Source organism: Spiroplasma sp. TIUS-1, assembly GCF_010365785.1.
GTDB lineage: Bacteria > Bacillota_I > Bacilli_A > Mycoplasmatales > Mycoplasmataceae > TIUS-1.
This window is the reverse complement of sequence record NZ_CP048387.1, coordinates 544,129-570,367: the sequence shown is the minus strand read 5'-3', so window position 1 is coordinate 570,367 and position 26,239 is coordinate 544,129. Positions and strand designations below refer to the sequence as shown.

General features: G+C 28.1%; 30 protein-coding genes and 1 pseudogene. 30 read left to right on the top strand and 1 reads right to left on the bottom strand.

Annotated elements, in window-relative coordinates; genetic code table 4:
- Positions 1–69: 69 nt before the first annotated feature.
- The 22 genes and pseudogenes from greA to STIUS_RS02490 all read left to right on the top strand — a co-directional run bounded on the left by greA (position 70) and on the right by STIUS_RS02490 (position 16,335).
- Positions 70–546 (top strand): transcription elongation factor GreA, encoded by a 477-nt coding sequence (gene greA, locus STIUS_RS02595; protein WP_162649822.1) that lies wholly within the window; start codon positions 70–72, stop codon positions 544–546.
- 34 nt (positions 547–580) lie between these two features.
- Positions 581–1,462 carry a 16S rRNA (cytidine(1402)-2'-O)-methyltransferase gene (gene rsmI / locus STIUS_RS02590; RefSeq protein WP_162649821.1) on the top strand — a complete coding sequence of 294 codons (882 nt, stop codon included), beginning with the start codon at positions 581–583 and terminating at the stop codon, positions 1,460–1,462.
- 49 nt (positions 1,463–1,511) lie between these two features.
- A complete protein-coding gene (locus STIUS_RS02585; protein ID WP_162649820.1) occupies positions 1,512–1,787 on the top strand; it encodes a hypothetical protein in 276 nt (91 codons plus the stop codon).
- Between the two features lie 127 nt (positions 1,788–1,914).
- A pseudogene (rplU, locus tag STIUS_RS03725) lies at positions 1,915–2,208 on the top strand (50S ribosomal protein L21); the annotation flags it as partial.
- A 307-nt stretch (positions 2,209–2,515) separates the two neighbouring features.
- Positions 2,516–2,830 (top strand): ribosomal-processing cysteine protease Prp, encoded by a 315-nt coding sequence (locus STIUS_RS02575; protein ID WP_162649819.1) that lies wholly within the window; start codon positions 2,516–2,518, stop codon positions 2,828–2,830.
- Between the two features lie 3 nt (positions 2,831–2,833).
- Positions 2,834–3,124: a 50S ribosomal protein L27 gene (gene rpmA / locus STIUS_RS02570; protein WP_162649818.1), complete on the top strand. Its 291-nt coding sequence runs from the start codon at positions 2,834–2,836 to the stop codon at positions 3,122–3,124.
- 159 nt (positions 3,125–3,283) lie between these two features.
- Positions 3,284–4,096: a 30S ribosomal protein S2 gene (rpsB, locus tag STIUS_RS02565; protein WP_162649817.1), complete on the top strand. Its 813-nt coding sequence runs from the start codon at positions 3,284–3,286 to the stop codon at positions 4,094–4,096.
- Complete coding sequence (gene tsf, locus STIUS_RS02560) at positions 4,096–4,974, top strand: translation elongation factor Ts (RefSeq protein ID WP_162649816.1); 879 nt, start codon at positions 4,096–4,098, stop codon at positions 4,972–4,974. Before rpsB ends, tsf begins: the two co-directional genes overlap by 1 nt.
- A 113-nt stretch (positions 4,975–5,087) precedes the next feature.
- Positions 5,088–5,651 carry a hypothetical protein gene (locus STIUS_RS02555; protein WP_162649815.1) on the top strand — a complete coding sequence of 188 codons (564 nt, stop codon included), beginning with the start codon at positions 5,088–5,090 and terminating at the stop codon, positions 5,649–5,651.
- 60 nt (positions 5,652–5,711) lie between these two features.
- Positions 5,712–6,302, top strand: coding sequence for a hypothetical protein (locus tag STIUS_RS02550; RefSeq protein ID WP_162649814.1), 591 nt, complete (start codon positions 5,712–5,714; stop codon positions 6,300–6,302).
- Between the two features lie 28 nt (positions 6,303–6,330).
- A complete protein-coding gene (gene pyrH / locus STIUS_RS02545) occupies positions 6,331–7,041 on the top strand; it encodes a UMP kinase (protein ID WP_162649813.1) in 711 nt (236 codons plus the stop codon).
- Positions 7,042–7,053: 12 nt separating this feature from the next.
- A complete protein-coding gene (gene frr / locus STIUS_RS02540; protein WP_162649812.1) occupies positions 7,054–7,602 on the top strand; it encodes a ribosome recycling factor in 549 nt (182 codons plus the stop codon).
- Between the two features lie 142 nt (positions 7,603–7,744).
- Entirely contained in the window at positions 7,745–8,701 is a 957-nt protein-coding gene (locus tag STIUS_RS02535) for an L-lactate dehydrogenase (RefSeq protein WP_162649811.1), read from the top strand.
- 120 nt (positions 8,702–8,821) lie between these two features.
- Positions 8,822–10,378: an MFS transporter gene (locus STIUS_RS02530; RefSeq protein WP_162649810.1), complete on the top strand. Its 1,557-nt coding sequence runs from the start codon at positions 8,822–8,824 to the stop codon at positions 10,376–10,378.
- On the top strand, positions 10,371–11,234 hold the full coding sequence (locus STIUS_RS02525; protein ID WP_162649809.1) for a hypothetical protein: 864 nt from the start codon (positions 10,371–10,373) through the stop codon (positions 11,232–11,234). The genes STIUS_RS02530 and STIUS_RS02525 overlap by 8 nt, the downstream gene beginning before the upstream one ends.
- A 24-nt stretch (positions 11,235–11,258) precedes the next feature.
- Positions 11,259–12,089, top strand: a complete 831-nt coding sequence (locus STIUS_RS02520) for a hypothetical protein (protein ID WP_162649808.1) — start codon at positions 11,259–11,261, stop codon at positions 12,087–12,089.
- Between the two features lie 2 nt (positions 12,090–12,091).
- Positions 12,092–12,850 (top strand): ScpA family protein, encoded by a 759-nt coding sequence (locus tag STIUS_RS02515; RefSeq protein WP_162649807.1) that lies wholly within the window; start codon positions 12,092–12,094, stop codon positions 12,848–12,850.
- Between the two features lie 6 nt (positions 12,851–12,856).
- Positions 12,857–13,426 (top strand): SMC-Scp complex subunit ScpB, encoded by a 570-nt coding sequence (scpB, locus tag STIUS_RS02510; protein ID WP_162649806.1) that lies wholly within the window; start codon positions 12,857–12,859, stop codon positions 13,424–13,426.
- Positions 13,426–14,175: a pseudouridine synthase gene (locus STIUS_RS02505; protein WP_162649805.1), complete on the top strand. Its 750-nt coding sequence runs from the start codon at positions 13,426–13,428 to the stop codon at positions 14,173–14,175. Before scpB ends, STIUS_RS02505 begins: the two co-directional genes overlap by 1 nt.
- On the top strand, positions 14,175–14,783 hold the full coding sequence (locus tag STIUS_RS02500; protein WP_162649804.1) for a deoxynucleoside kinase: 609 nt from the start codon (positions 14,175–14,177) through the stop codon (positions 14,781–14,783). Before STIUS_RS02505 ends, STIUS_RS02500 begins: the two co-directional genes overlap by 1 nt.
- 5 nt (positions 14,784–14,788) lie before the next feature.
- Complete coding sequence (locus STIUS_RS02495; protein ID WP_162649803.1) at positions 14,789–15,493, top strand: YebC/PmpR family DNA-binding transcriptional regulator; 705 nt, start codon at positions 14,789–14,791, stop codon at positions 15,491–15,493.
- Positions 15,494–15,543: 50 nt separating this feature from the next.
- Complete coding sequence (locus STIUS_RS02490; protein WP_162649802.1) at positions 15,544–16,335, top strand: hypothetical protein; 792 nt, start codon at positions 15,544–15,546, stop codon at positions 16,333–16,335.
- Between the two features lie 33 nt (positions 16,336–16,368).
- On the opposite strand, the gene STIUS_RS02485 is transcribed toward STIUS_RS02490, so the two are convergent.
- The gene (locus STIUS_RS02485; RefSeq protein ID WP_162649801.1) at positions 16,369–16,929 is read right to left on the bottom strand and encodes an inorganic diphosphatase; all 561 of its coding nucleotides are present in this window, start codon (positions 16,927–16,929) and stop codon (positions 16,369–16,371) included.
- A gap of 321 nt (positions 16,930–17,250) precedes the next feature.
- Here STIUS_RS02485 and STIUS_RS02480 point away from each other — a divergent pair, with 321 nt between their 5' ends.
- The 8 genes from STIUS_RS02480 (at position 17,251) to STIUS_RS02445 (ending at position 26,235) form a co-directional block, all read left to right on the top strand.
- A complete protein-coding gene (locus STIUS_RS02480) occupies positions 17,251–19,284 on the top strand; it encodes a BspA family leucine-rich repeat surface protein (protein WP_162649800.1) in 2,034 nt (677 codons plus the stop codon).
- A 298-nt stretch (positions 19,285–19,582) separates the two neighbouring features.
- On the top strand, positions 19,583–20,749 hold the full coding sequence (locus tag STIUS_RS02475; RefSeq protein WP_162649799.1) for a hypothetical protein: 1,167 nt from the start codon (positions 19,583–19,585) through the stop codon (positions 20,747–20,749).
- A 196-nt stretch (positions 20,750–20,945) separates the two neighbouring features.
- A complete protein-coding gene (locus STIUS_RS02470; protein WP_162649798.1) occupies positions 20,946–21,536 on the top strand; it encodes a hypothetical protein in 591 nt (196 codons plus the stop codon).
- A gap of 56 nt (positions 21,537–21,592) precedes the next feature.
- Positions 21,593–22,480, top strand: a complete 888-nt coding sequence (locus tag STIUS_RS02465; RefSeq protein ID WP_162649797.1) for a hypothetical protein — start codon at positions 21,593–21,595, stop codon at positions 22,478–22,480.
- Between the two features lie 78 nt (positions 22,481–22,558).
- Positions 22,559–23,248 carry a hypothetical protein gene (locus tag STIUS_RS02460; RefSeq protein WP_162649796.1) on the top strand — a complete coding sequence of 230 codons (690 nt, stop codon included), beginning with the start codon at positions 22,559–22,561 and terminating at the stop codon, positions 23,246–23,248.
- Positions 23,249–23,260: 12 nt separating this feature from the next.
- Positions 23,261–23,932 carry a (d)CMP kinase gene (gene cmk / locus STIUS_RS02455; protein WP_162649795.1) on the top strand — a complete coding sequence of 224 codons (672 nt, stop codon included), beginning with the start codon at positions 23,261–23,263 and terminating at the stop codon, positions 23,930–23,932.
- 1 nt (position 23,933) lies between these two features.
- On the top strand, positions 23,934–25,244 hold the full coding sequence (der, locus tag STIUS_RS02450; RefSeq protein ID WP_162649794.1) for a ribosome biogenesis GTPase Der: 1,311 nt from the start codon (positions 23,934–23,936) through the stop codon (positions 25,242–25,244).
- A gap of 1 nt (position 25,245) precedes the next feature.
- A complete protein-coding gene (locus STIUS_RS02445) occupies positions 25,246–26,235 on the top strand; it encodes an NAD(P)H-dependent glycerol-3-phosphate dehydrogenase (RefSeq protein ID WP_162649793.1) in 990 nt (329 codons plus the stop codon).
- The last annotated feature ends 4 nt before the right edge of the window (positions 26,236–26,239 follow it).

Here is a 26,239-nt window from a genome sequence, read left to right as displayed (position 1 = left end):
CTTAGTTCTTTCTTTTTGTTTCAAATAAATATTTAGGTATAATAAACCAAGTTAAAAGGAAATGAAAAAATGGACAATGCAGTAATCTTAACCAAAGAAGGTCTTAAACAATTAGAAATTGAATTAGATAATTTAATTACAGTTGTAAGACCAAAAGTAATCGAAGAACTAGTTGAAGCTAGAGCACAAGGGGATTTAAGTGAAAATGCTGATTATGATGCAGCTAGAAATAGACAAGCAGAAGTAGAAGCAAGAATTAAAGAACTTGAAGCGCAAATTAGAAAAGCTTCAATTATTGATGAAAAAAAATCTACATCAAAAGAAAAACTTGTTGCAGTTGGAACAGAAGTTGAGTTGTTAAACAAAAAAAATAAAAAAACTTATACATTTTATATTGTAGGGCCAATTGAAGCAGATCCATTTCTTAATAAAATTTCAAACGAGTCACCTATTGCAGAAGCAATTTTAGGTAAAAAAGTTGGAGATGTTGTAAAAATAAAGAACATCCAACAACCATATGAAATTCAAATTAAATCTATAAAATAAACCTATGGTTTTTTTTTTTTTTATTGGAGGAATTATGTTAAATATTCAAAAATCATACAAAAATAATTGACCAACTATTTATGTTGTTTCTACACCAATTGGAAACTTAGGTGATATGTCTAAAAGATCAATCGAAATATTGAATAGTGTCGAAACTATTTATTGTGAAGATACTAGAACTAGTAAAGTACTTTTAAATAATTTTTCAATTAAAAAGCACTTAGTTTCACTGCACAAGTTTAATGAACTAAGTCTCTCTGACACTATTACTAATAGTCTAAATGCAAATAACAATATTGCAATTATATCGGATGCTGGACTCCCTGGTATGTCAGATCCTGGAATGAGGCTAATTGAGCACCTTATTTGAGATAAACAAATGAATGTAAACATTGTATGTATTGGTGGTTCTACAGCAATTAACCATACTCTGATTGCATCATCACAGTATTTCTATGAATATATATTTGTAGGCTTTTTGGATAAAAAAGAAACTAAACTAGTTGATCAATTAAAAAACGCTGTGGGAAACTCAAATGAAAGATTGATTTGCTTTTATGAATCAATACATAGAATCAAAGACACAATTAAAATAATTAATAATCACTTTCCTGAGTCTAAAGTTACAGTAGCTCGCGAGCTTACAAAAATAAATGAAGAAATTATTCGTGGATCTATAAATGAAGTCAGTGAATATATTAATTCAAGTGAATTTGTAGACAAAGGAGAGGTATGTGTTGTTTTTAAAACAAATAAACATCAGCAAGCTAAAAAATTGAGTGATAAAGAATTATTAGTAAAAGTTAATTTTCTTGTAAATCAAGGAATTAAATCAACTCAAGCTATTAAAGAAATAGTTGCAATTTATGATGTTGATAGAAATTATTTATATGACTTATGAAAAAATGAAAAATAATAAAATATTTTTCATTTTTTTGACGTTATAGATAAGGGAGGAAATTTAAATGAAAAAATTGAACATAAAGGAAAAACAAAAAGTTTATGGTGGATCAATGACTGGAAGTTTTTTAAACGGTATTGCAAGTATTATAACTTCATCATTTACAGCAATTAATAGTTTAATTGGATCTATTAGTGGAGTTGTTTTTATGTCTAATCATAAGAATGAAGATAAGGTTTCTGTTACAATCGGTGGAACTAAAATGGAATATGATAATACTCAATCAAATAAAGCATTAATTAAGCAAGAAGTATCTCACGATTTGCCGCCGCTCTTTTAAAAAAAATATAATTTAAAGCATTAATAATATAGAATATTTAAAGGTTGATTTGTTTCAACCGCACTTTAAGCATGTACACAAGAGGATTAAACCCACATGCAAGGCGAGTATAAACGGAGGACATAAAATGTTTGCTATTATTAAAACTGGCGGAAAACAACTGATGGTATCTGAAAAGGATGTTATTTACGTTGAAAAATTAGACGCTAAAGATGGGCAAAAAGTTTATTTTACAGAAGTAATTATGATTGATGATAAAATTGGTGATCCAATGATTAAATCGGCTGTCGTAGTTGGTAAAGTACTTAAACAAGGTAAAGGTAAAAAAATTAGAGTTATCAGATACCACCCTAAGAAAAATATAAATAAAGTATATGGTCATAGACAACCTTATACAAAAGTTGAAATTGAAAGTATTTCAATTAATGGTTCAGGAATTACTGTTCCAACTATTAAAGAACACATCCATGAAACACATGCAAAAACACCTGTTAAAAAAACAGCTGCTGTGAAAGCGGCCTCTGCTGTAAAAAAACCAGCAAGTGTAAAAGCAGAGCCAAAAAAAGTTGAAGCTAAAATTGCTGCAAAATCAGTAAGTGTAAAACCTGCTGCAAAACCTGCACCTGCTGTAAAAAAACCAGCAGCTAAACCGGTTGAAGTTAAAAAAGCTGCTCCAAAAAAACCAGCAGCTAAACCTGCAGTAAAAAAAGCACCAGCTAAAAAATAAAATGATTAAAACTTTAATAAAGAAATGTAACAATAATGTGATTGAATCAATTACAGTTACAGGTCATGCAAATGCAGGAAAATTTGGAAATGATTTGATTTGTGCAGGAGTAACCGCAATAATGATTGGGGCCTTGAATGCTCTTGAATTATTAGCAGACAAAAGTGTAAATTTAAAAGTTTTAGATAATGAAATGATTATTAAAGTATTAAAAAAAGAAGACCTTGAACTTCAGAGAATGTTATTATTTATTAAAATTCAATTACAAACAATCGAAGTTCAATATCCAAAGAATTTAAAAATAATGGAGGAATAAGTTATGAGATTTTTATTAGGGCTACAGTATTTTGCTTCTAAAAAAGGAGTTGGGTCTACAAGAAATGGACGTGACTCAGAATCAAAAAGATTGGGTGCAAAAAAAGCAGATGGAGAATTTGCAAATGCAGGTTCAATTATCTTTAGACAACGTGGTACAAAAATTCACCCTGGTGATAACGTAGGACGTGGTGGGGATGATACACTATTTGCACTAGTTTCAGGAATTGTTAAATATCAAAAATTTGGTAAAGGAAGAACAAAAGCTATTGTTGTTCCTCAAGAAACAAAATAATCTCAATTGAGATTATTTTTTTATATATAATTAATATTGTATCGATTATTAATTTAACGAAACACACTTAGGAATTTGAGTGCCTAGTGCTTACTTGTATAAACAAGGGGTGGTGCTCTTTAGAACTAAATGGAAGAACAACGAAAAGGAAAAGAAAAGATGTCAACAAAAGTATCTAGAGATGATCTGCAAAATGCAGGATGTCAATATGGGCACCAAACAAAAGTTTGGAATCCAAAAATGAAACCATATATTTATGGTGCTAAAAATAAAACTCACATAATTGATTTAACTAAAACAGTTGAAAAATTAGAAGAAGCAAAAAAATTTGTGTCTGAATTAGGTAAAGCAAAACAAAAAATTATTTTTGTTGGAACTAAGCCAGTTGCACAATTAGGAGTAAAAGAGGGAGCTAATAGAATCCAAAATTTTTACATTGATTCACGTTGATTAGGTGGAACACTTACAAACATGAAAACAATTTCATTGCGTATTAAAGCATTATGAGATATTGAAAATGAAATCAAAACAGGAAAAATTTCATTAAGACCTAAAAAAGAACAAATCTTAATTAGAAAAGAAAAAGATAAATTAGAAAGAGCTTTAGGTGGAATTAAGTTTATGTCTAAATTGCCAGCAGCAGTATTTGTTGTTGATCCAAAACATGACGAAATAGCTGTTAAAGAAGCTAGAAAGTTAAATATACCAGTTATTGCTATTTGTGATACAAATGTAAACCCAGATTTAGTTGATTACATTATTCCAGCAAATGATGATATTTCAGAATCAATCAATATGATAATTAACATTATTGTTGAAGCTTATGCTGAAGGTGCGGGGTTAAAAATTGCACCATCAGTGCTAAAAACAGTTGCTCCTAAAAAAGAAGAAAGAGTTAACAATTACTTGAGAGAAAGCAAACCTGATAACTCAACTACTGAAATTAAAGCAATTGAAGGAGAAAAAAAATAATGGCAGTATCACCTCAATTAATTAAACAACTTAGAGAAATTACTTCAGCTGGTATGATGGATTGTAAAAAAGCTCTTGATGCTACAAACGGTGATATAGAAAAAGCAATCGTTTGATTAAGAGAAAATGGTTTAGCTAAAGCCGCTAAAAAAGCAGATAGAGTTGCCGCTGAAGGTGTTGCTTACGCAAAATCAAACAATAAAAAAGTTGTGGTATTCGAAGTTAACTCAGAAACAGATTTTGTTTCACAAAATAAAAAATTCTTAGATATCATTGAGTCAATTGCTGATGCATTGTTAAATAATGATTTCAACACTCCAGAAGAAGCTTTAAACGTTAAAGTTAATAATGGATCAACAATTAAAGAAACTTGTCTTTCAGCAACAGCTACGATTGGTGAAAAAATTGAATTCAGAAGAGCAGCTTATGCAATGATTAAAGAAGGTCATACAGTTTCAATTTATAATCACTCTAATAAAAGAATATCTGTATTATTAGATTTTGAAGGTGTTATTTCACAAGAAGATGCTTATAACTTGGCAATGCACGTTGCTGCAATGTCTCCTAAATATTTAAGTACTGAAGATGTACCTCAAGAATTTAAGGATACAGAAATGCACATTATTAAAGAGACAACAGATTTAAATGGTAAACCAGAAAAAGTTCAAGCAGGTATTCTTGCAGGTAAATTAAGTAAAAGACTTTCAGATGTTGTTTTACTAGAACAAGGTTTTGTAATGGACGAAAAAGTCAAAGTTAAAACTTGATTATCTTCTAAAAAGGTAACTTTAAAATCTATGGTTAGATTTGAAGTTGGTGAAGGTATTGAAAAAGTTACAACTGACTTTGCAGCAGAAGTTGCAGCTCAATTAAAATAATAAGACTTATATTTTTTAAAACGACATAATATGTCGTTTTTTTATTTAGGATAGCATAAACTTCTAGTGACTTTTAAATTAATGATAAAATCTATAATAGTAAAGAGGTATATATGAATTTTCAAAGCGAAGCAATGGTAGCATTTTCTTGAGTACTAATTGTTATAGGTGTAATAGTTCTTTTGTCAACAATATTTTATGTTGTAAAAATAGTTAAATTAAATTCAAAAGTAAAAGAAGTCAATTATCCCATAATTGGATTTCTAATAACACTTATGGGAGTCATGTTTTTATTGGTAATAAGTTCACTAGCAGTTAAAGACCAAAAGTCTTCAACAATACTTTTAATAATAGGCTTTGCACTTACTTTTATATCTTTTGCAATCATGTTGATTTTGTTTAATAAAATATCTCTTGTTATAACAAATGATGAAATTTATATATTTAGTGACAAAATTAGAATTGACCAAATAGAAGCAATTATTTTAGATAATGATAGAAAAAGATTGTTTATTGCGTTTAAAAATCAAAGAAAACAATTGAAGTCAACATCGTTTATAATTGGTTCAAAATTTGAAAAAATTATACTTGAAAACGTAGAATCTATGGGAAAAGAAGTAAAAGAAATAAGCTTCGAAACATGAAAAAAAACAGCTCAAAGAGTTGATAAAATCTAGTATTTATTATAAAATATAGTAGTTAGGTAATACTTAAATTACCACAGAAAGGTTGATTAAATGCCTAATTCAACAAATAATTTAAATGATCAAATAATTGTAGATCAATTCAAACAAATCAACTCTCAAAGTATTTATTGAGGATTTCCTGTTTGTTTAATTTCAACTCACAATCCAGATAACTATGAACAAAACGTTTCAGTTTATTCATCTTTCTTCGTGTATAAAAACATTGTTTCTGTGGCAACTACATTAGAGTCGTTGACATACAAAAACTTAACAATGTCAGATAGAGCTATTTTAAATGTTCCATCGCATGCTATGGTTCCTTTAATTAAAGAGCTAAGCAAGAAAACTCATACACCAAAAGAGAAGAAAAAAATAATTGATAATTCAAGATTTAAATATGTTGAATCAGATAAGTTTAAAAACTTAATTGTGTTTAAAGATTCAGAGTTGGTTCTTGAACTTTCGGTTCTAAAAATTATAAATTATGAGAATAATAATTTTGTAACAATAAATTTTATGATTAATAAAGTTAGTGCCAATGAGAACATCATTGATAAGAACGGAATTATTAACTCTAAGAAAATCTCTCCGATTAATATTAAATTCAGAGAATATTATAAACTAGATAAAAAACCATTATAATATTATTAAATATTAGGTGGGTTTTTTTATGAAAAAATTGAAAAGAGTTCTGTTAAAACTTTCAGGTGAATCATTAAAAGGTGAGCATGAAATGTATGAAAAAGAATCAATTTATAACTATGCTGATCAAGTTATACAACTTGCTAAACAAGGTATAGAAATAGGTGTTGTTATAGGTGCTGGTAATATATGAAGAGGTAAATTAGCTGGCACACTTGAGCTAAATAAAATTGATGCTGATTTTATGGGTATGTTTGGAACAATAATGAACACAATTGCTTTTGCAGGTGTTTTGAGAAAAAGAGGATACGATAAGGTAAAAGTTTATTCTGCATTAGAAATAAAAACCCTAACATCTCCTTATAACTATATACAAGCTCGTGAAGAACTTAAAAATGGATATATAGTGTTGTTTGCTGGTGGAACAGGTTACTCACACTTTACAACAGATACAGCAGCAGCAATTCGTGCTATAGAGATTGGAGCTGATGCAATACTTATGGGAAAAAATGGAGTTAAAGGTGTTTATGATGCAGATCCTAAAACAAACCCAAACGCTAAATTCTTCAGTCATCTAACTCATACTGAATTAGTTGACAAAAACTTACAAGTTATGGATTCAACAGCGGCATCTACATGTAGAGATGCAAAAATGACAATAGTTGTATTTGATATAAATGCTAAAAATAATATTGTTAACGTAATAAACAATAAAACAGAAATGACAATAATTGAATAAGGAAATAAACATATGAATATGCAAGAAATAATTGAAATTAAAAAAATAGAAATGGCTGACGTAATTGAAATGTTCGAAGACCATTTAACAAAATTTAGAACAGGTAGAGCAAGTGGTATTATCTTAAATTCTGTTGTTGTTGATTACTATGGTACACCAACACCAATTAAACATTTAGCATCAATAACTTCACCTGAGGCACAACAATTAGTTGTAACTCCATATGATAGATCATTAGTAGCTCCAGTTGCTGCTGCAATCAATAAATCAAATTTGGGTGTTACTGTTTCTAATGAAGGTGGATTAGTTAGAGTTAAAGTTCCAGCTCTTACAACTGAAACACGTCAACAAATTGTCAAAGAGATTAAAAAAGATACTGAAAATTACAGAGTAAAAATTAGAAACTTGAGAAGAGATGCTAATTCAGAAATTAAAGCTGCAGGGCAAAACGAAGACTGAGAAAGAGATGTAATGGAAATTGTTGATAAATTAACTAAAGAATTTATTGAATCAATTGATAAAATATCTGCTGAAAAAGAAAAAGAAGTTATGTCAATCTAAAAATAAAAAAATAGCTTATTGCTATTTTTTATTTTTTGAAAGGAAAGCTTTGCGAAAAATGTATATCTAATTTATTAAATGAATAATGGTAATTTGTCATTGTTTTTTTATATATAATCTATTACATGTAGGAGAATTTATTATGAACAGAAAAGGACAAAAAGTAGTTTTAGTTGGTTGTGGTGCCGTTGGTACATCATTTATGTATGCATCAATTAACCAAGGAATAGCTTCAGAATATGTATTAATTGACGTATTCAAAGATGCAGCCGATGGTAACCAATTAGACTTAGCAGATACACTTGCAGTATTACCAAACTCATTTTCAAGTATCAAATCAGGGAATTACAGTGATTGTAAAGATGCTGATGTTGTAGTTATTACAGCAGGGAGACCACAAAAACCAGGTGAAACAAGATTGGATATGGTTGCTGATAATGCAAAAATTATGAAAACGATTGGACTTGAAATTAAAAAATCTGGATTTAAAGGGGTAACAATTATTGCTTCTAATCCAGTTGATGTATTAACAAAAGTTTACGAGGATGTAACAAAATTTGATGCAAAATCAATTATTGGTTCAGGTACAACACTTGACTCAGCTAGATTAAGAAGATTATTGGCAGAAAAATTAAATGTGCACCCAACTTCAGTAAATGCATACTTAATGGGAGAACATGGTGATTCATCAGTTGCATGTTGATCACAAGCAACAGTTATGGGTAAACCATTAGCTGAATATATTGCTGAAGGTAAAATTAAGCAACAAGAACTTGACCAAATTAGAGAAGATGCTGTACACATGGCATACAAAATTATAGAAAAAAAACGTGCTACATTCTACGGAATTGGAGTTTGTTTAGCTCGTATTTTACAAGCGGTTTTAAAAAATGAAAGATCATCATTAATGATTGGAGCTTTAGTTAACGGTGAATATGGAAATAAAGGTCTTTACACAGGAGTTCCAGCAATTGTTGGAGCAAATGGATGAGAATCAATTATTGAATGAAAATTATCAGACGAAGAACAAAAACAATTTAATGAGTCATTCTCTAAATTACGTGAATCATACAAAGCAGCAGAAGCAGCAATTAAATAATTAAATAAAAAATCAGCTTTGGCTGATTTTTTATTTTTGATTCATATCTATGTTGGCAAAGAATGTGGCATGAAAATAATGATTAAGATATAATATCTATATTATTTAAAAGGGATTTATATGGACAATTTTGCTTTATTGGTTATTTTTCCACTGTTATTGCTTGTTGGTGTAGGAGTTTTTATAACTCTGATCATTAAAGAAAAAATGGTTAAAAAAACAGTTAATTACTGTTTACAAACATTAATGTTTTGAATAATTGGAGGGTTTTTAGTTTCCAATTTACAAGATACAATTTCTAACTTATACAATATAAATATAAGTACACCCGTGATTATCATGATGTATGTATTTGGTATATTATTCTTTAATGCAATATTTAGACCAATATTCAACTTAATCATTAGGTACTGATTACACTCAGCTAAAAAGCTGTTTATTATTACTGGTTTTCTACAGATTCTTAACTTTATATTAGTTTTGATAATGTACTTTTCAGAAACAACAATTATACTATTGGTAATCAACGTTATTTTGATTGGTTGATTATTGGCTCTTTACACAATTCAACAAGTTTTCTTTGCTGAGCAACATTATTATAAAATATCAACAATATCAGTTTCATTCTTTATTAGTACAGTTTACTTGTTGGGTAACTCAATAGGTTTCTTTATTCAATCGTTGGCAAATGAATTTGGAGATGCAATTATTTATACAGCAGCTCCAATAATGGTTATTATGCTAATAGTTTCATTGATTATGACATTTAAAATAGATGAAGATGTTTCTCAATCTGGTCAGTTTGGGGAGGACGTTCTTATTGAACTAAAGCCTTATAAAAAAAAGATAGGTTATAAATTATTATGATTGTCAATAATTTTAGGATTTGTATTTGCAGTTAACAATTCAAATATATCAATGAACTTAATGATTGCTTTATTGGATAAGGATGGTTTTAATATTGAAAATATTAAATCAACATTGTCTTTATTTAAAGCATCAACATTTGTACTACCAATGATTTTAAGTTATCCAATATATAGATTATTTTTTAAAAAAATTGGTATATATTTTTCTATGATGACTTTGGCAACAATATTATTTGCAACATTTATGTTCCTAATTTTTTTCCACAGTGGAATTGTATTTTTGATTATGTTAATGCTTGGTAATGCAATGTACTTTGCAATATTTCAATCATTATTTGGTTTATCGATTAGTTGACACTTTAGGAGAAAAGCAATTATTGCATTACCGGGTTTAATTGCAACTGGATCTATTTTGGCCAAATGATTATTAGATATAATCACTTCTACTGTGCATGGAGCAACAAACTCAATTTTATTGAATACATCTAAATTGGTTGAGCACATTGAAATTAACGGAAGCTTGTCATTTAAAGAATATGAGAGTATTAATGATTTAGGTAGTTTTCTGTTATTAATAGGGGCATGTATGTTGTTAATTTGATTTGGTTTCTTTCAATTTTGGTGAAAAGATGTTATTGGTGATGAAAATGATATTTCAGAATCACAGTTTAGAATGAAAAAAATAGTTCAAAAAACTTTTATTTCAAGAGCAAGAGAGCAAGTTGCAATTGAAGAAATAAATGATGAAGTAAGTATTCATCACAGCAACTCTGATTTTGAAGATACGGATTTAAATATATATGACTAATGTAATTAATATTAATAATGGTGATCTAGTCCTTTCATTAAAAACAGATCCAGTGGAAATGATTAGTTTGAAAAAAGGAAATACTGAATTTCTCTATCAAAAAGAAGGAAGCTGAGATAAAGTTTCACCTATATTATTTCCAATTTGCGGTAAATTAAAAGATGACAGTTTCATATATGAATCAAAAATTTATAAAATGCCTAAACATGGATTTGTTCAAGGACATACTGCTGACAAATGGACTATAGAAAAATTAGAAGACAATAAAGTTTCATTTTTGCTTTCTTCAGACAAAGAATTATTCAAAATGTACCCATTTGAATTTGAATTGAGAGTTGAATTTGAATTAAAAAGTTCAAATGAATTAAGTATAAGAAATACAGTAATTAATAGATCTGAGACAAAAGATTTGTTTTACTCTTTTGGACACCATCCTGCATTTAAAACAAATAAAGATGGAGTAGTTAAATATAACAAAGTTGAAAAATTTACAAATGTATTTCCGAATGGATTTGTTGATTTAAATAGCAAAACGTATACTACAAATGAAATAAAGCTTAATGATGTTAAGTGGAGTCCTGACATTAATCCTGCTGTTATAAAAATGAATTCTACTAAGGTTGAATATAGAGATAGCAGTAGAGAAATTGATTTTATGGTTTCTGATTTTGAAACAATGTTATTATGATCAAAAGATGGAGGTACAAAGTGATTATGCTTTGAACCATGAAATGGACTTCCTGATTTTGCAAACGATGACATAATTGAGTTGTCAGATAAAAAGGGTATGGTTAAAGTTTTAAAAAATGAATCTCACAGCTCAAACTTACTTATTAGTTTAAAAACTCATAAGTAAGTTTTTTTATATTAAAATACATATATGGACTTAAATAAGCTAAGAAAATTAAATCAAGATAAAAAATCTTTTTTAAAATCAAATACAGACTTTAGTAGAAATTATAATGATTTAATTTCTTATATTGATTCTGTTATTTTTGATTACAATGTTGTAATTAAAAATCTAAATGATTATATTAAAGATCAAGGCATCGAATTGAATCAGTATATTAGAGATGAAAACTATATTAAGCTTACTACTACTAATTTATATAACTACTTTGAAGCAATTAAAAATGCCATGACGAGACTAATGTTTGTAAATAGTGATTTTATGCAACAACATATTTTTCAAGAAGTAAAAGAAATAATTAGATATACAGCTTCAAAAGTTAAATCTAACGAGTCACTACGAGATTATGAAAAGAAAAGTAAGATAACATCAAATGAGTATCACTTGCAAGTTGAGACTTTTAAATATCAATTTACAGTATTTGATAAATTGGCATATATTGCTATTCATATGAATGATAAATATAAAAGAAATGTACAAACTGATGAAAAGTATATGGCTAAATTTTATGTAGATTTCCTGCCAAACATTAAGTTTCTTTCAAAATCAAAAATATCATTTAACGAGCTGAGTGGTATAATTGAAGTACTCACAAAATCAAGTGGTTGACACTTAATCAGAAGATTAAGAAATATGCTGGAACATGATTTCATTGATCCTTCCTTAAGATATAATATCAATCCAATATCTGACTTGTTATATATTTACATTTGTAGATTGTTTATTGCAATTAACGAAACAATCGTGACAAATGAAGATATGTCAAAAGTGATTAAAAAATTAAAAGATAAAAGAGGTTAAAAATGTCTAAATGAAATGAAGTTAAATTGGATAATTTTAATGGTCCATTAGACTTGTTATTAGAAATGATTCGTGAAAAAAACATGTCAATTATGGATGTTAATTTATTAGATCTTTCAAATCAATATCTTGAATTTATAAATAAAACAAATAATTTAAATATAGAGATTGCGAGTGAATATTTAATTATGGCGGCGTATTTAATTGAAATTAAATCTAAATTGCTTATACCCAAAGAGATTGTGGAAGTTGATTCAAATTATGAAGAAGATCAAAGACAAGAATTATTACAAAGACTTATGGAATACCATAAAATTAAAGAGGTCACAAAACACTTTAAAGAATTTCAAGAAGAGGGTATGAAGTTGATTTCAAAAGAAAAATCAATTATTCAAATACAAAAAATAGATGATATGGATTTACCATTGGCTCCAGCTCATGTTGATATGGATAAGTTTTCAAAAATATTTTTAAAAATTATTGAAAAAAATAGACTTAGAACTCCTGAAGTAAATACAATTCAATCAACTGAAATTTCACCAGAAGAAATGGCAGAAAATATTAAGGCGTTTTTATCAAAGCATGATTCAAAAGTTTTTTTATTGGAAGATGTAATTTTTGAAGCAATTACAATACAATCTTTAATTGCTACCTTCCTTGCAATTTTAGATTTGGTAAGACATGATTGAGCGACAATTACACAAGATAAGGATGATCTTTACATACAATGAAAAAGTGTAAAAGAAGAGATAGGAGATTAATACGAAATGGATAAAAATAAAAAAGTTGCCTTAACCGAGGGATTATTATTTGTTAGTGGGGATGATGGTGTCACTTATGATGATTTCAAAGCTTTGGTTAAAGTTAAAAAAGATTCAGAAGTTGATGAACTAATTAAGGTTTTAAAAGATAAATATACAAAAGATAAAACTTCGGGACTAGATATACAAAAATTTGCTGGAACAAAATTTAGAATGATTACAAAAAAAGATGATTCTCAATATTACTTAGAATTAGAAAATATTAAAACAGAGGCTAAATTATCTTTTGCTTCACTTGAAACATTATCAATAATTGCTTATAGAGGTCCCATTTCACGACCAGAAATCGAAAATATTCGTGGAGTAAATACTGAAGGAATTATTCATAAGTTGCGCATTAGAAACTTAATCCAAGAATCTGGACGAAGTGAGGGGCCAGGTAGACCTGTATTATTTACAGTAACTGATGACTTTATGAAATACTTCAATATTAATTCATTAGATGAATTACCACCACTACCTAAAGATGATGATTCAAATGAAGATAAAAATATTTTTGCAAGGAAAGATTCATAATGGCAATTGAGAGATTGCAAAAAATTATTGCTGATCGCGGATTTTCTTCTAGAAGAAAAGCAGAGGAATATATAACTGCTGGACTTGTTAAAGTTGATGGAGTTACTGTTACTGAATTGGGTTCAAAGTTTGAAGATAATGTAAGAATAACAATTGAAAATAGAGTTTTAGAAATTGATAAGTCTGCTAAAAAATATATTGTTTTTTTTAAACCAAGGGGAGTAATTACAACAATGAAAGATCCTTTGGGAAGAAAATGTGTTGGGGATTATTTTAAAAAAATGGACGAACGTGTTTTCCCTGTTGGAAGATTAGATTACGATGTATCGGGTGTTTTAATTATGACAAATGATGGTGACTTTGCAAATCATGTTGCTCATCCAAGATACAATTTTCACAAAACATATCAAGCTTTAATTAAAGGTGAAGTAAAATCTTTTCAAATTAAACAATTAAAAACAGGTGTAATTATTGAAGATGATTATCTTGCTAAAGCAATTGATGCAAAAATTGCAAACTATAGTAAAGAACTTAATGAAACAATAATTACAATGGTATTAAATGAAGGTCACAAACATCATGTTAAAAATATGATAGCAGCGGCAGGAATGGAGCTTGTAAAATTGCAAAGAACAATGGTTGAAGATATTACAATTGAAGGTTTAAAACCAGGAATGTATAGAGAATTCAAAGCCCATGAGGTTAAAAAATTTTATGGTAAGATTAAATCACACAAGGAAATTAAATAATGAGATTAGCACTTTTCGGAACAGTTGGAGCAGGTAAATCATCTTTATCTGAAGCCATTTCAAAATCAACAGGTTATGAAATATTTCCTGAACCTGTAGACAACAACCCATATTTCGATGATTATTATAATGACATGAAAGCTTTTGTTTTTAAAATGCAAGTGTGAATGTTAACTGCACGTTCAAAACAGTTAACATCAGCTGAAAGTTTAAGAAATGTTATTTTTGATAGATCAATTATTGAAGATCCAATATTTGTTAAGGTATCTAGAAGATTAGGCCTAATGAATGGAACTGATTACAATACTTACAATGATTTTTTTGAAGAAGTTGTTCTTAAATCTTTAGGACAAAGAGCTAACTTTGATTTGGTTGTTTATTTACGTGTAAATACAAATAAGGCAATTGAAAGAATTCATGAAAGAGGGCGTGTTCAAGAACTTGGTACAGATAATACTTATTGAGAATTATTAAATGAAGAATACGAAGCATTTTATGAAAAACATAAGAAACAATTTAACTTTTTAGTTATTGATGCAAATTCAGATGATTTAGAATTAAAATTAAAATTAATTTTAGATAAAATGAATTCTATGAAAAAGGGGTAAAAATTATGGGAAGAGCGTTTGAAGTTAGAAAACAATCTATGATGAAAACTGGTGCAATGAAATCGGCCATTTATGGAAGAGCAGCAAAAGAAATTTATATGGCTGCAAAATCTGGACCAGATCCTGTTGCAAACTTAGCACTAAGAAGTGCGATTGATAAAGCTAAATCAAAACAAGTACCAGCTGATGTTATTTCTCGTGCAATTAAAAAAGCATCTGGAAGTGAACATGAACAATATATAGCAAACAGATATGAAGGTTATGGACCAAATGGTTCAATGATAATTGTTGATTCACTTACAACAAACGTAAATAGGGCTATTGCTGAAATTAGAGAGGCTTTTAAAAAGAACCACGGTAACATTGGAACTTCTGGAGCTGTATCATATGCATTTCAAGAATTAGCGGTATTTGGTTTTGAATCAATGGATGTTGAAGCAACACTTGAATATTTAATGGAAGTTGATGTGGATGTACAAGATGTTATTGAAGAAGAAGGTATAACTATGGTTTATGGCGACTTTAAAAGTTTTAATGCAATTAAAACAGCATTAGATAAAAAAGTAAAGGAATATAAGGTCGCTGAAATTTCAATGATTCCTAATGAAACAATCACACTAGAAGGTGAAGCAAAAATTAACTTTGATAAATTAACTGATTGACTTAATGAACTAGAAGACGTACAAGATGTTTTCCATAATGTTGAATAATCCCTCATAGGGATTATTTTATTTATAATAATAAAAAGAGGGGTAAAAAAATGACAATAATTGCTAATGTTATATTTTGAATATTTATTGCATGTATTGCATTATATATTCTTATTAGATTAATCAACGTCTCAATTTATGGTAAAACTCAACCATTTAGAATTGTTGATGAACATACCACAATTTCTGATGTTGAAATAAATGATCTAGGTAATAAATATTTAGAGCATTTGAAAACGGACTTAAAACTTGAGTATGCAACTCATGAAGAATATGTAAGTGTCTATGATCAATTAGATGAAAAAAATGAAACAATAGTAATTCCTAAATGGTATATGTCATCAGCAGGATATGAATTGGATTATGTATTTGCTTCAATTTGATTTAACACTTCACTTTATAATAAAAATAAATTTGCAAAAGTTTGAAGATCACGAGCAATTCTTATTCCATTTTATTCAGCACTAACATTTTGAATTGCATTAGCATTTTCTATTGTATTAAAAATAACAACAATGGTATTAAGTAATACTGCATTTTTAGTGGGAGAGCAGTTACTATTTGACATTTTAATGATTACATTTTCTTTAATTGGTACAATAGGTACAATGATTTATATAATGTGCATTATATATGTAAATACTTATAAAAATCTGATTGAAGCTCAATATGAAAGCTCACTTTCTTCTTTTATAACTAAAGAATGCAAAATTTATAAGGATGAAATAATAGCTGCCAGACATTATGCAATTAGCATTAGCAAAGTAGATATGAGAACATTTAAAATTAATAAAACTAAAGCAGGGGAGCTAAAATTCATGGGTCCATTTGTAATTATTTAAAATAAAAAATGAGTTTAAAACTCATTTTTTATTTTATCCTTGACCAACTCCGGCTTTTTTTCATTCTGCCATAATTGTTTTTTGTTCTCCATTTGCTAAGCGATCTTTGTATTTTTCAAAGCGCGCTTTACATTCTTCTAATTCTTCCATAGCTTCTTTTTCATTACCTCAACCATTAATTTTAACTGTCTTCTTTTGTAACTCTTTGTATTGTAAGAAGAAATTTTCTACTTCATCTTTTAAATGTTGAGGAACATCTTTTAAAGAAGTATATGAATTGAATCTTGGATCATTTGCTGGAACACCAAATAACTTAGTATCAATTTCACCAGCATCAATCATTTTGATAGAACCAAGAATTCTTACATTAACAGCAACTCCTGGGATAGTAGGATAAGTAATTAGAGAAATAACATCTAATGGATCTCCATCTCAATCCAGTGTTTGTGGCACAAAACCATATTCACCTGGATAAAAGTTTGCTCCGTATAAAACTCTGTCTAAGCTAATTTGACCTGTCATTGCGTCATATTCATATTTGTTTGAACTTCCTTTTGGAATTTCAACAATCATTTGTATTGTATTGTTTGCCATATATCTCCTTATAGGTATAACTATTATATCAAATGAGTTGTTTAAAATGATTAGAGAAAATTTAACAAAAATAGTTTGGTGTTTCAAAAATAATTATTTTTTACAATTTATGCAAATTAATTGTAAAATATTACTATAAATGGGTCTATGGGTGGGATTATGATAAGGAATATAAATATGAAACATTTTATTAAATATTGCTCGTAGTTTAATTTTTTGCATTCAAAATAATTTTGAAAGTACTTATTAAAGTCAATCAAAATAATGTAATTTGCTATTTACTTGTAGTTTTAATATTAATTAAACATATTAAGGAGAAATATGAAAAAGTTATTAGCAATGTTAGGAGCTGCTGCATTAGTAGTTTCTACAAGTACCGTGTTGGTATCATGTGGTCCAAATGAATCAAATGGAGATCAAAAAATAGTTGATGATTTAGCATTAAAAATTTCTACAAAAAATGATTGAAAAGAAATTGAATACACAACAGACAAGGGAATTGAATTTGTTATTAATGAAGTGCAAAAGCAAGTAAACGATTTACTAATTGATAATGTGATTGCAACTGTATCATGTGACAACATTATAAATGGTGATTTTAATGTTGAATTGAAAAAGTCAGATGCTAAGGCTAGAGCAAATATTAAAGGAATCAAAGTAATTCATATATTGACTGACAAAGAACAAGTAAGCTTGGTAAAAGAGAAGGTTAATGAGCATGCCTACACAAATATAGTTGTTGATAGTGAAGATGCAGCTTTAAATGAAGCTAGAAAACAAGTTGAAGATGTTATTAAAAATGTAGAAAATACATCTAACATTGAATTTGAAATTAGTAAAAAAAGTTTTTTAAAAAATTTAACAACTTTTGAAGTTTTTATTAAAAAGAGTGAATTTGAAGAGCAAACTGAAATAGAAATTGATGTTACCATTACAAAAGATCCTATTTTAATTGAACAAGAAAAAGTTAATTTAGAGTTGTCAAAGATTGAAAGTTCATACGATTTAGGACAAATCGATGAAAACAATGAACCTTCTCAAAATGATATTAATTTAAAATTAAGAACTAAAATTGAAGGAGATGTTAACTTAGAAATTGTTAAAGTAAGTGTTGAAAATGTATCAACTTGAATTATTCAAAATGGCTCATATCAATTTAATATTTCTTTAACTTCAACAGTTGAAGAAACCGCTAAGGGCGTAAAAAATGATATTATTGTCAAATTTTCATATGATGATGGCTCATTAACAGAACAACAAAAAGTTGATAATGAATTATCTAAAGTTAAAGAGAAATATCAAGTAGGTAAAATTGATATTTCAACAAGTCCAACTGAGAAGGATCTTAGTCCGTTGTTAGCTTCAAAAATTGAAGAAGATGTTGATACAAGTGTTGTTGATATAAAAGTTGAATATATTACAAGTAGAATCATTCAAAATGGTTCAATGAATTTTAAAGTCATTTTGACTTCAGTTAAAGAATCTGCAGCATTAAGTACAAAAGAAAATGTTGAATCAACTTTTTCATATGATGATGGCTCATTAACAGAACAACAAAAAGTTGATAATGAATTATCTAAAGTTAAAGAGAAATATCAAGTAGGTAAAATTGATATTTCAACAAGTCCAACTGAGAAGGATCTTAGTCCGTTGTTAGCTTCAAAAATTGAAGAAGATGTTGATACAAGTGTTGTTGATATAAAAGTTGAATATATTACAAGTAGAATCATTCAAAATGGTTCAATGAATTTTAAAGTCATTTTGACTTCAGTTAAAGAATCTGCAGCATTAAGTACAAAAGAAAATGTTGAATCAACTTTTTCATATGATGATGGTACTTTCCCAGAAAAACAAGAATCAATTTATGAAGGAAATGTACTGACTCAAATAGGTTATAGCAAAGATGAAAATGGAATTTATACAATGGAACCAATTAGAATAGATACAGTTGAAGTTCCCAAAGAACTGCCAAGTCAAATTCAAAGCTTGAAATTGGCATTTAAAGGTAATCAAAATCAAAAAATAATAAATATAGAGCAATGAAATACATCAAATATAATTGACATGTCGTCAATGTTTGAAAGTGCAATGGAGTTCAATCAAGATATTTCTAAATGAAATACTGAAAATGTGAAGAACATGTCTTCAATGTTCAAATGATCTATTAATTTTAATAATAACATTTCCTTATGAGACACATCAAAAGTTCAAAATATGTCGTCAATGTTTGAAGGTGCAATGGAATTTAATCAAAATATTTCAATGTGAGATGTAACAAAAGTAACTAATTGAGATTCCTTTTCAGAAGGTACAGATAACTGATTTAATGAATATAAACCTGTTTTTAATAAATAATGTAAATTTTTATTGATTGTATAAAAATGAATGAGCATTCAGTAGAATTTAGACAGTCAAGTTAAGTAACATCTCTGTTACTTTTTTTTGTTTTTCTAAAGGTATAGTTCCCTAAGAATTAAGTGACAGATATTTGAATTGTATTGTATATAAACTAGATAAGTCAGCACAAATGAATTGCTTATTAATAAAGTTAATCACTTGAAAATAGTTCTATTTCTTGAAACTAGTTTCAAAAAATGAGATAAAATATTATGAGATATGGGTAGTGGTCGGGTTTTCAAAAGGAGATATTTAAATGTTAAAATTATTAAGTTTAATTGGTTCTACGGCAGTTATTAGTGGATCAATTTTGCAAACACCATTTTTAAGTGATACTGAAAATTCTACAACATCTGTAGTTCATGATGATACTAATTTAGTTTCTGAAAATGATTCTTATGCTAAAACAAATATTACTGTTTTTAAACCAGTGGATATTACTGCTAATTTAAATATGGTGGCTCCAGATTCAAAATCAATTGGAGAAGAAATTCTGCTAACATTAATGATTGAAAATCCAGAAATACCAGAATTAATTGATGTATATTTATCTTACTCATCAAATCCTGATATATGAGAATTTAAAAATATTGAATTAACTAAACCAAAACCAGGTCTAATTGCAGAATTTGAAAATGCAACAATTATTGCAAAATCAAATAATCCAGATTTTATTGGAGCAATGAGAATGGGTGTAAAATTAACAAATAAGGAAAACCAAAATTTAATTCCTATTACAAATCACGTAACTAAAAGAAATTTAGGAATGTTAAAAGATAATAAACAATCTACAATAATAACTGCTTTAAAAGAAAAAAATCCAAATGTTATTTTAGAAGAAATAAATGTAACTCAAATTACATCGACTGATGCAATTATTATTCCTAAAGATGAAAGCTCAATTTATGATCCAACAATTAGTGTTGTAGTTAACTTCACTGTTCCAAATTCACCTTCAATATCTGTTGATATGAACAAACAATTGAAAATTGTTACAACAAATTATGCAGATGATTATTTTGTAATTGAAAAAAATATTGGAGTTACAACATCATCTGTTAAAAGTGTCGCTTGAACTAATGGAGATGCTGATTCAAAGGTAGACTTTGGAATTTATAATGCTTCAAATACTATTTATGATAAAAATCGTGAATATTCAGTAAGCCAACAAAAAGTTACAGGTATATCAGCTGCAAAAAAAGTTGCCACAGACATGAGAATAAATAAAAAAGGTGGTGGTGGTGGAATTGTACCCACATACTTACTTGTAAATACATATTCAGGTATTTCTCAATACAAAAATGAAAGAGGTGAAACTATTCTTCAATTTGTAAATGTTATGATTGGGCAGTCATCTAATATAAAAGATGCTACTTTCACACAGAGATGATCTGGTGATGCTACTTTCAGTATTAAATATTAAAAGATTCTAACAACTACTTTGTAGTTGTTTTTTTGTATTCACACATGGTTGTATAAAGAAGATTCGGGGGTGAGGGGATTAGATAAATAAGTCAAGTAACGGAGGTGTTACTTTTTTGTTATAATTTAATTATCAAAATTAAATTAAAATTGATAAAAGAAGACTTAGTCTTTATTACTTCAAACAGGTTTTCGTAATGAACAAAGAAATATTAAGACAAACATTTTTCATTTCAAACAGGCAGATAGCGACATTGGGTGTATGTGTTGCTTTGGCGCTTGTACTTTCATTGTTTACTTTATTATTTACTGCTGTTGCTGCCCCAATGGCAATTGAGTTAACATTTTTTACTTACCTAATAGCTTGAAAAAAGACTAATGTCTTTTATGCAATTGTAGTGTTAACAATGTCTACATGAATGAGATTACTTTATATTCCTGATGGGTTTGGAATTGCAGGAGTTTTAACGTTATATATTGCTGATTTGAGTCAATTTACTTTCTTTATAATTGGTTGATATGTATTAGGAATAATTAAATCATTAAATACTGAAAAGTCACTTGTAAAATTTATTTTGGCTTATTTATTTGCAATAATATTTACTATTATAATTATGGCAATATTTACAATTTATTTTTTGGTTCCAGTACTGCTACCTCAATTAATAGTAGAAGGTACAAATTGACAAATGTACTACTTCATAAGTGGGATAATTGGAAACACAGTTAAATATTCTGTAAATCTTGCAATCTTTATACCTATATATCTGAAAATTTCTAAATTATAAAAATTATAATTTAGAAATTTTTTTAATGTATAATTATTTTAGAAAAAGAGGTTAAAATGGAAAATCAAAACAAAAAAAATGGTATTGAAGAAAAGCAAATAGTTGCCAATGCTGAAGAACATAAAATAGAACATGAACCCGGTATGGAATCTGTTGATCATTATCATGATTACCATCATTTTACATCAGATGGACAGCATGATGATATTTCATCAGATGAATTTAAGATTAGAAATTCATTCACAATTAGAACCAAAGCTGAAATGATTTATAAAATATCAATTAGTGGAGTTATTTTATCGTTAGCATTAATTGCAACAGTGATTGATGGATATGGTTTAGAAGTTCCACTTACGGGATTATTTAATGGTGTACTGGTTCCAATTAGAATATTTGATATATCAGTTATCTTGATAGGTCTTGCGGTTACTGGTCCTTTATTTGGGGCTGTAATTGGATTTATACTTCCATGAATTCATTTCCTGCTACATGCTCATTCAATATATACACCAGTAATAGAATCTTTTGCATATTCAATAATGGTTATATACTTCTGACTAATTTTTTATGGATTATTTAAAAATTCACCATTTCATAAAGACCCAAACCACAAAAAGGATTTATGAAAAAGATGAATGCCAATGCCTTTTATAGTTATTGGTGGGATTATATTATTTACAGGAGTTACAATACTAATTCTTTATGTAAATGACTTATCAATCCCAAGTCACGATCATGATCACTTTTCTATGTTGTATCATGGCGATCACGGTCATGATCATGGTAGTGAATCATTTAAAGATTTCTTTGAAAAATCTAAATGAAATATTCTTTTATTAATCATTTTACAATTTGTTAGATTTGGAATTTGTTATTCTGCGTTTGCAGTAGTAGAAACAAGAGCCAAAAAAATAAATCATAGATATGGAAAATATAATTACTAGAGAAATCTAGTTTTTTTATTTTTAGGTTTACCACTATATATAGGTTTAATTTATAATATATATAATGTGAGGTTAAATATGTCTATTGAAACAAGAATGGTTAAATATAAACCACTACACAATGAAATAAATAAAGAAATCGAATATTGGAAAAATATTGAAAGTCAGAAAACTAAAACTAATATTATTTCAGAAAAATTGCGAGTGATAGATAAATCATTTTTTGAGCCAAAGATAAAAGCATTTGTAAAAGTCAATGAGATATTTAAACCATATTTAGATAAAGATAGAACTAGTTTACTAATTTCTGAAGAAATTAAATTTGATTTGAGAAGATACTTAAATGATTTAACAACATTTGAATCAACACATAGCAGAAATCAAAAACTTGATAAACGTTTTGAAATTATCAACAATGAAAAAAGAGTAGTAATCAAGGACGAAGAGTTACAAAGAATGTATCTTTCGATATCTGATGAAGTTATTAAATTTAATGCGGGAATTAAAAAAGCTTCTGAATTAAATAAAAAGTCTTTAGCTACTTCAAACTTGCCACCCGCAATTATTGAAGAAATGCGTGAAGAGGGTAAAGCAACATTTTCTGCTAGTGCAAAAGAAATAAGTGTTAAGTTAGAAGTTTCAATTTTATCTTTAGATAAAAAACGAAAAGAATGATTTACAAAAAGTATGAACAAAAAAACATTAATCATTGGTATAACATTGGTTTCACTTACATTTTTAATGTTGATTCTGTTTGCAGCTTTTTAAGGGGAAATATGTATGAGTAAATTAATTATTGCAGTCGATGGTACTGCTGGTAGCGGTAAAAGTTCAACAATGGAAGATGTAGCAGAAGCTTTAGACTATCTACTAATAGATTCTGGTCAAATGTATCGTGCATTTACAAAATTTTGCATTTTGAAAAATATTAATTTTGAAAGCAAAAAAGAAATAATTGAGTGTATTTCTGAATTTAATCCAACTTATAAAAATGGATTAATTCATGTAAATGGATTAGATTTTTCAAAAATGATTTTTGAAATTGACATAACTAAAAAAATTAATTTTTTAACACCTGTTAGTGAAGTTAGAGAGTTTATTACTAATAAATTAAGAGAAGTAGGAACTCAAGGTACAATAATGATTGGTAGAGATATTCAAACTGTTGTATTACCTAATGCAGATTTAAAATTATTCTTTGATACTGATTATAAAATTAGGGCGCAAAGAAGATATGCTCAAAATACAAAATTTAATGTGGCAGATAATAATTTAGAAGATATTGAAGAACAAATATTAGCTAGAGATAAAGCAGATACAAAAAGAAAGGTTGGCCCTTTACTTGCTGCAAAAGATGCTATTAGAATAGATACTTCATTACTTTCAAAAGTTGATACAACAAATAAAATTATTGAGTTAATAAAACAAAGAGAAATAGAAAAAGGAATCTAGGATGTCAAAAAAATTTGTTGTAGCTATTGTGGGAAGACCGAATGTTGGTAAGTCAACATTTTTTAATCGTGTAATTCGAGAAAGAAAATCAATTGTTGAAGACACCCCAGGAGTAACAAGAGATAGATTATATTCAAGAGCAGAATGATTAACACGTGAGTTTATGTTGATAGATACCGGTGGTATCACTTTGGCTAAGGAACTATTTGCTGAAGAAATAAAAGTACAAGCTGAAATTGCCATTAAAGAAGCTGATTTAATAGTTTTTTTATTAGACCACAAACATGGAATAGATCCAGAAGATAAGGTTATTGCAAAGTTATTGCATAAAACAAACAAACCAATTGTATTGGGTGTAAATAAATACGATAGAAAAGATACAAATAATGAAGAGTTTAACTACATGCAATTAGGGTTTGGAATGCCATCTTTAATTTCTGCAGAACATGGTATTGGTATAGGAAACTTGCTTGACCGTGTAATTGAACTATCTGAAAAAATTGAATTAAGCTACAATGATTCAGATTTTTCAATTGCAATTGTTGGTAAACCTAATGTAGGTAAATCAAGCTTAGTAAATTCAATTTTAAATGAAAATAGAATGATTGTTTCGCCAATAGCTGGAACTACTACAGATTCAGTTGATAGTAAATTCAATTATAAAGAAAATGAATATACCATTATTGACACAGCTGGTATGAGAAAGAAAGGTAAGATTTATGAAAATCTTGAAAAATACTCATACATTAGATCAATGAATTCAATTAATAAATCAGACTGTACATTGTTGGTTTTAGATATTTCTAAACCAATTTCAGATCATGATACAAATATTGGTGGATTTGCTTTTGAAGAAAAAAAACCAATCATTATTGTTGCAAATAAGTGAGACTTGATTGATGACAAAGAAAAGAATATATTAAAAAAAGAAGAAGAAATTAGAGCATATTTTAAATACTTAAAATATGCAGAAATAATTTTTGTGAGTGCAACTGAAGGGAAAAGAGTCAAAAAAATTTTTGACTTGATTGAAGTTGTTAGGGAAGCGCTTAAAAAACGAGTAAGAACTAGTGTATTGAATGAAGTTATGAACAAAGCTCAATTAATTAATCCATCACCAAAACATAATGGTGGTAGATTAAGAATTTACTATGCATCACAAGTTGAAGCAACTATTCCTACATTTGTATTATTCGTAAATGATCCAGAGTATATGCACTTCTCATACAAAAGATTTATTGAAAATCAATTGAGATTGCAATTTGATTTCAGAGGTGTACCAATAAATATAATACTAAGGGAGAAAAAATAATATGAAAAAAAACTTTACAATAATGGGAACAGGAGCTTATGGAACGGTACTAGCAAATGTTTTGGCGGATAATGGTCATAAAGTTATAATGTATGGAATTGATGAGAAACAAGTCAATGATATAGACATAAATAATGCAAATTCAACATTTTTTGGTGAACTACAAATTAATAGCAATATTAAAGCAACTTCAAATCTTGAAGCAGCTTTAGAAGAATGTGAATACATTGTTTTGGGTGTTCCAACAATGGCATTAAGATCAACAATAGAAAGTATTTCTAAAATTTTAACAAGAAAAGTGGATTTTATTAATGTGGCAAAAGGATTTGATGAGACAACAGGTAATTTATTAAGTATTACTGTTTCAAAATTGCTAGAAGAACATAATATTTTAAAATCTTACACAGGACTATTTGGTCCTTCGATTGCTCAAGAGGTTATTGAAAGAAAACCTACATGTGTAATGATTTGTAATACAAATATGAAAATTGCTGAAGAAATATCAGATATTTTTAATAATGAATATTTTTCAGCATTTCCGACAACTGCCTTAATAGCTGCAGAAGTTTCAGCTGCTGCTAAAAATACACTTGCTATTGCAGCTGCATTGTATAAAACAATTACTGATTCAGATAATGCTACAGCCTCAATTATTTCAAAGGGTAACTCTGATATTTTTGAATTAGCAGTACACTTTGGAGCTGATCCAAAAGACTTTATGAACTATGCAACAATTGGTGATTTAATTCTTACAACAATGTCGCCTAAGTCAAGAAACTATCAATTAGGTAAAAAAATAGCTGAAAGTGATAACCCTAAAGCTACATTAGAAGCTCAAACTTTGACAGTAGAAGGTGTATTAACATGCAAAGTAATGCATGACATTTATTCAAAAAGTACCATAAAATCTAAACTTTTTGATATTATGTACGAAATATTGTATAATTATAAACGACCAAGCATTGTGATGAACGACATCTTAGCAAGGTAAGGTT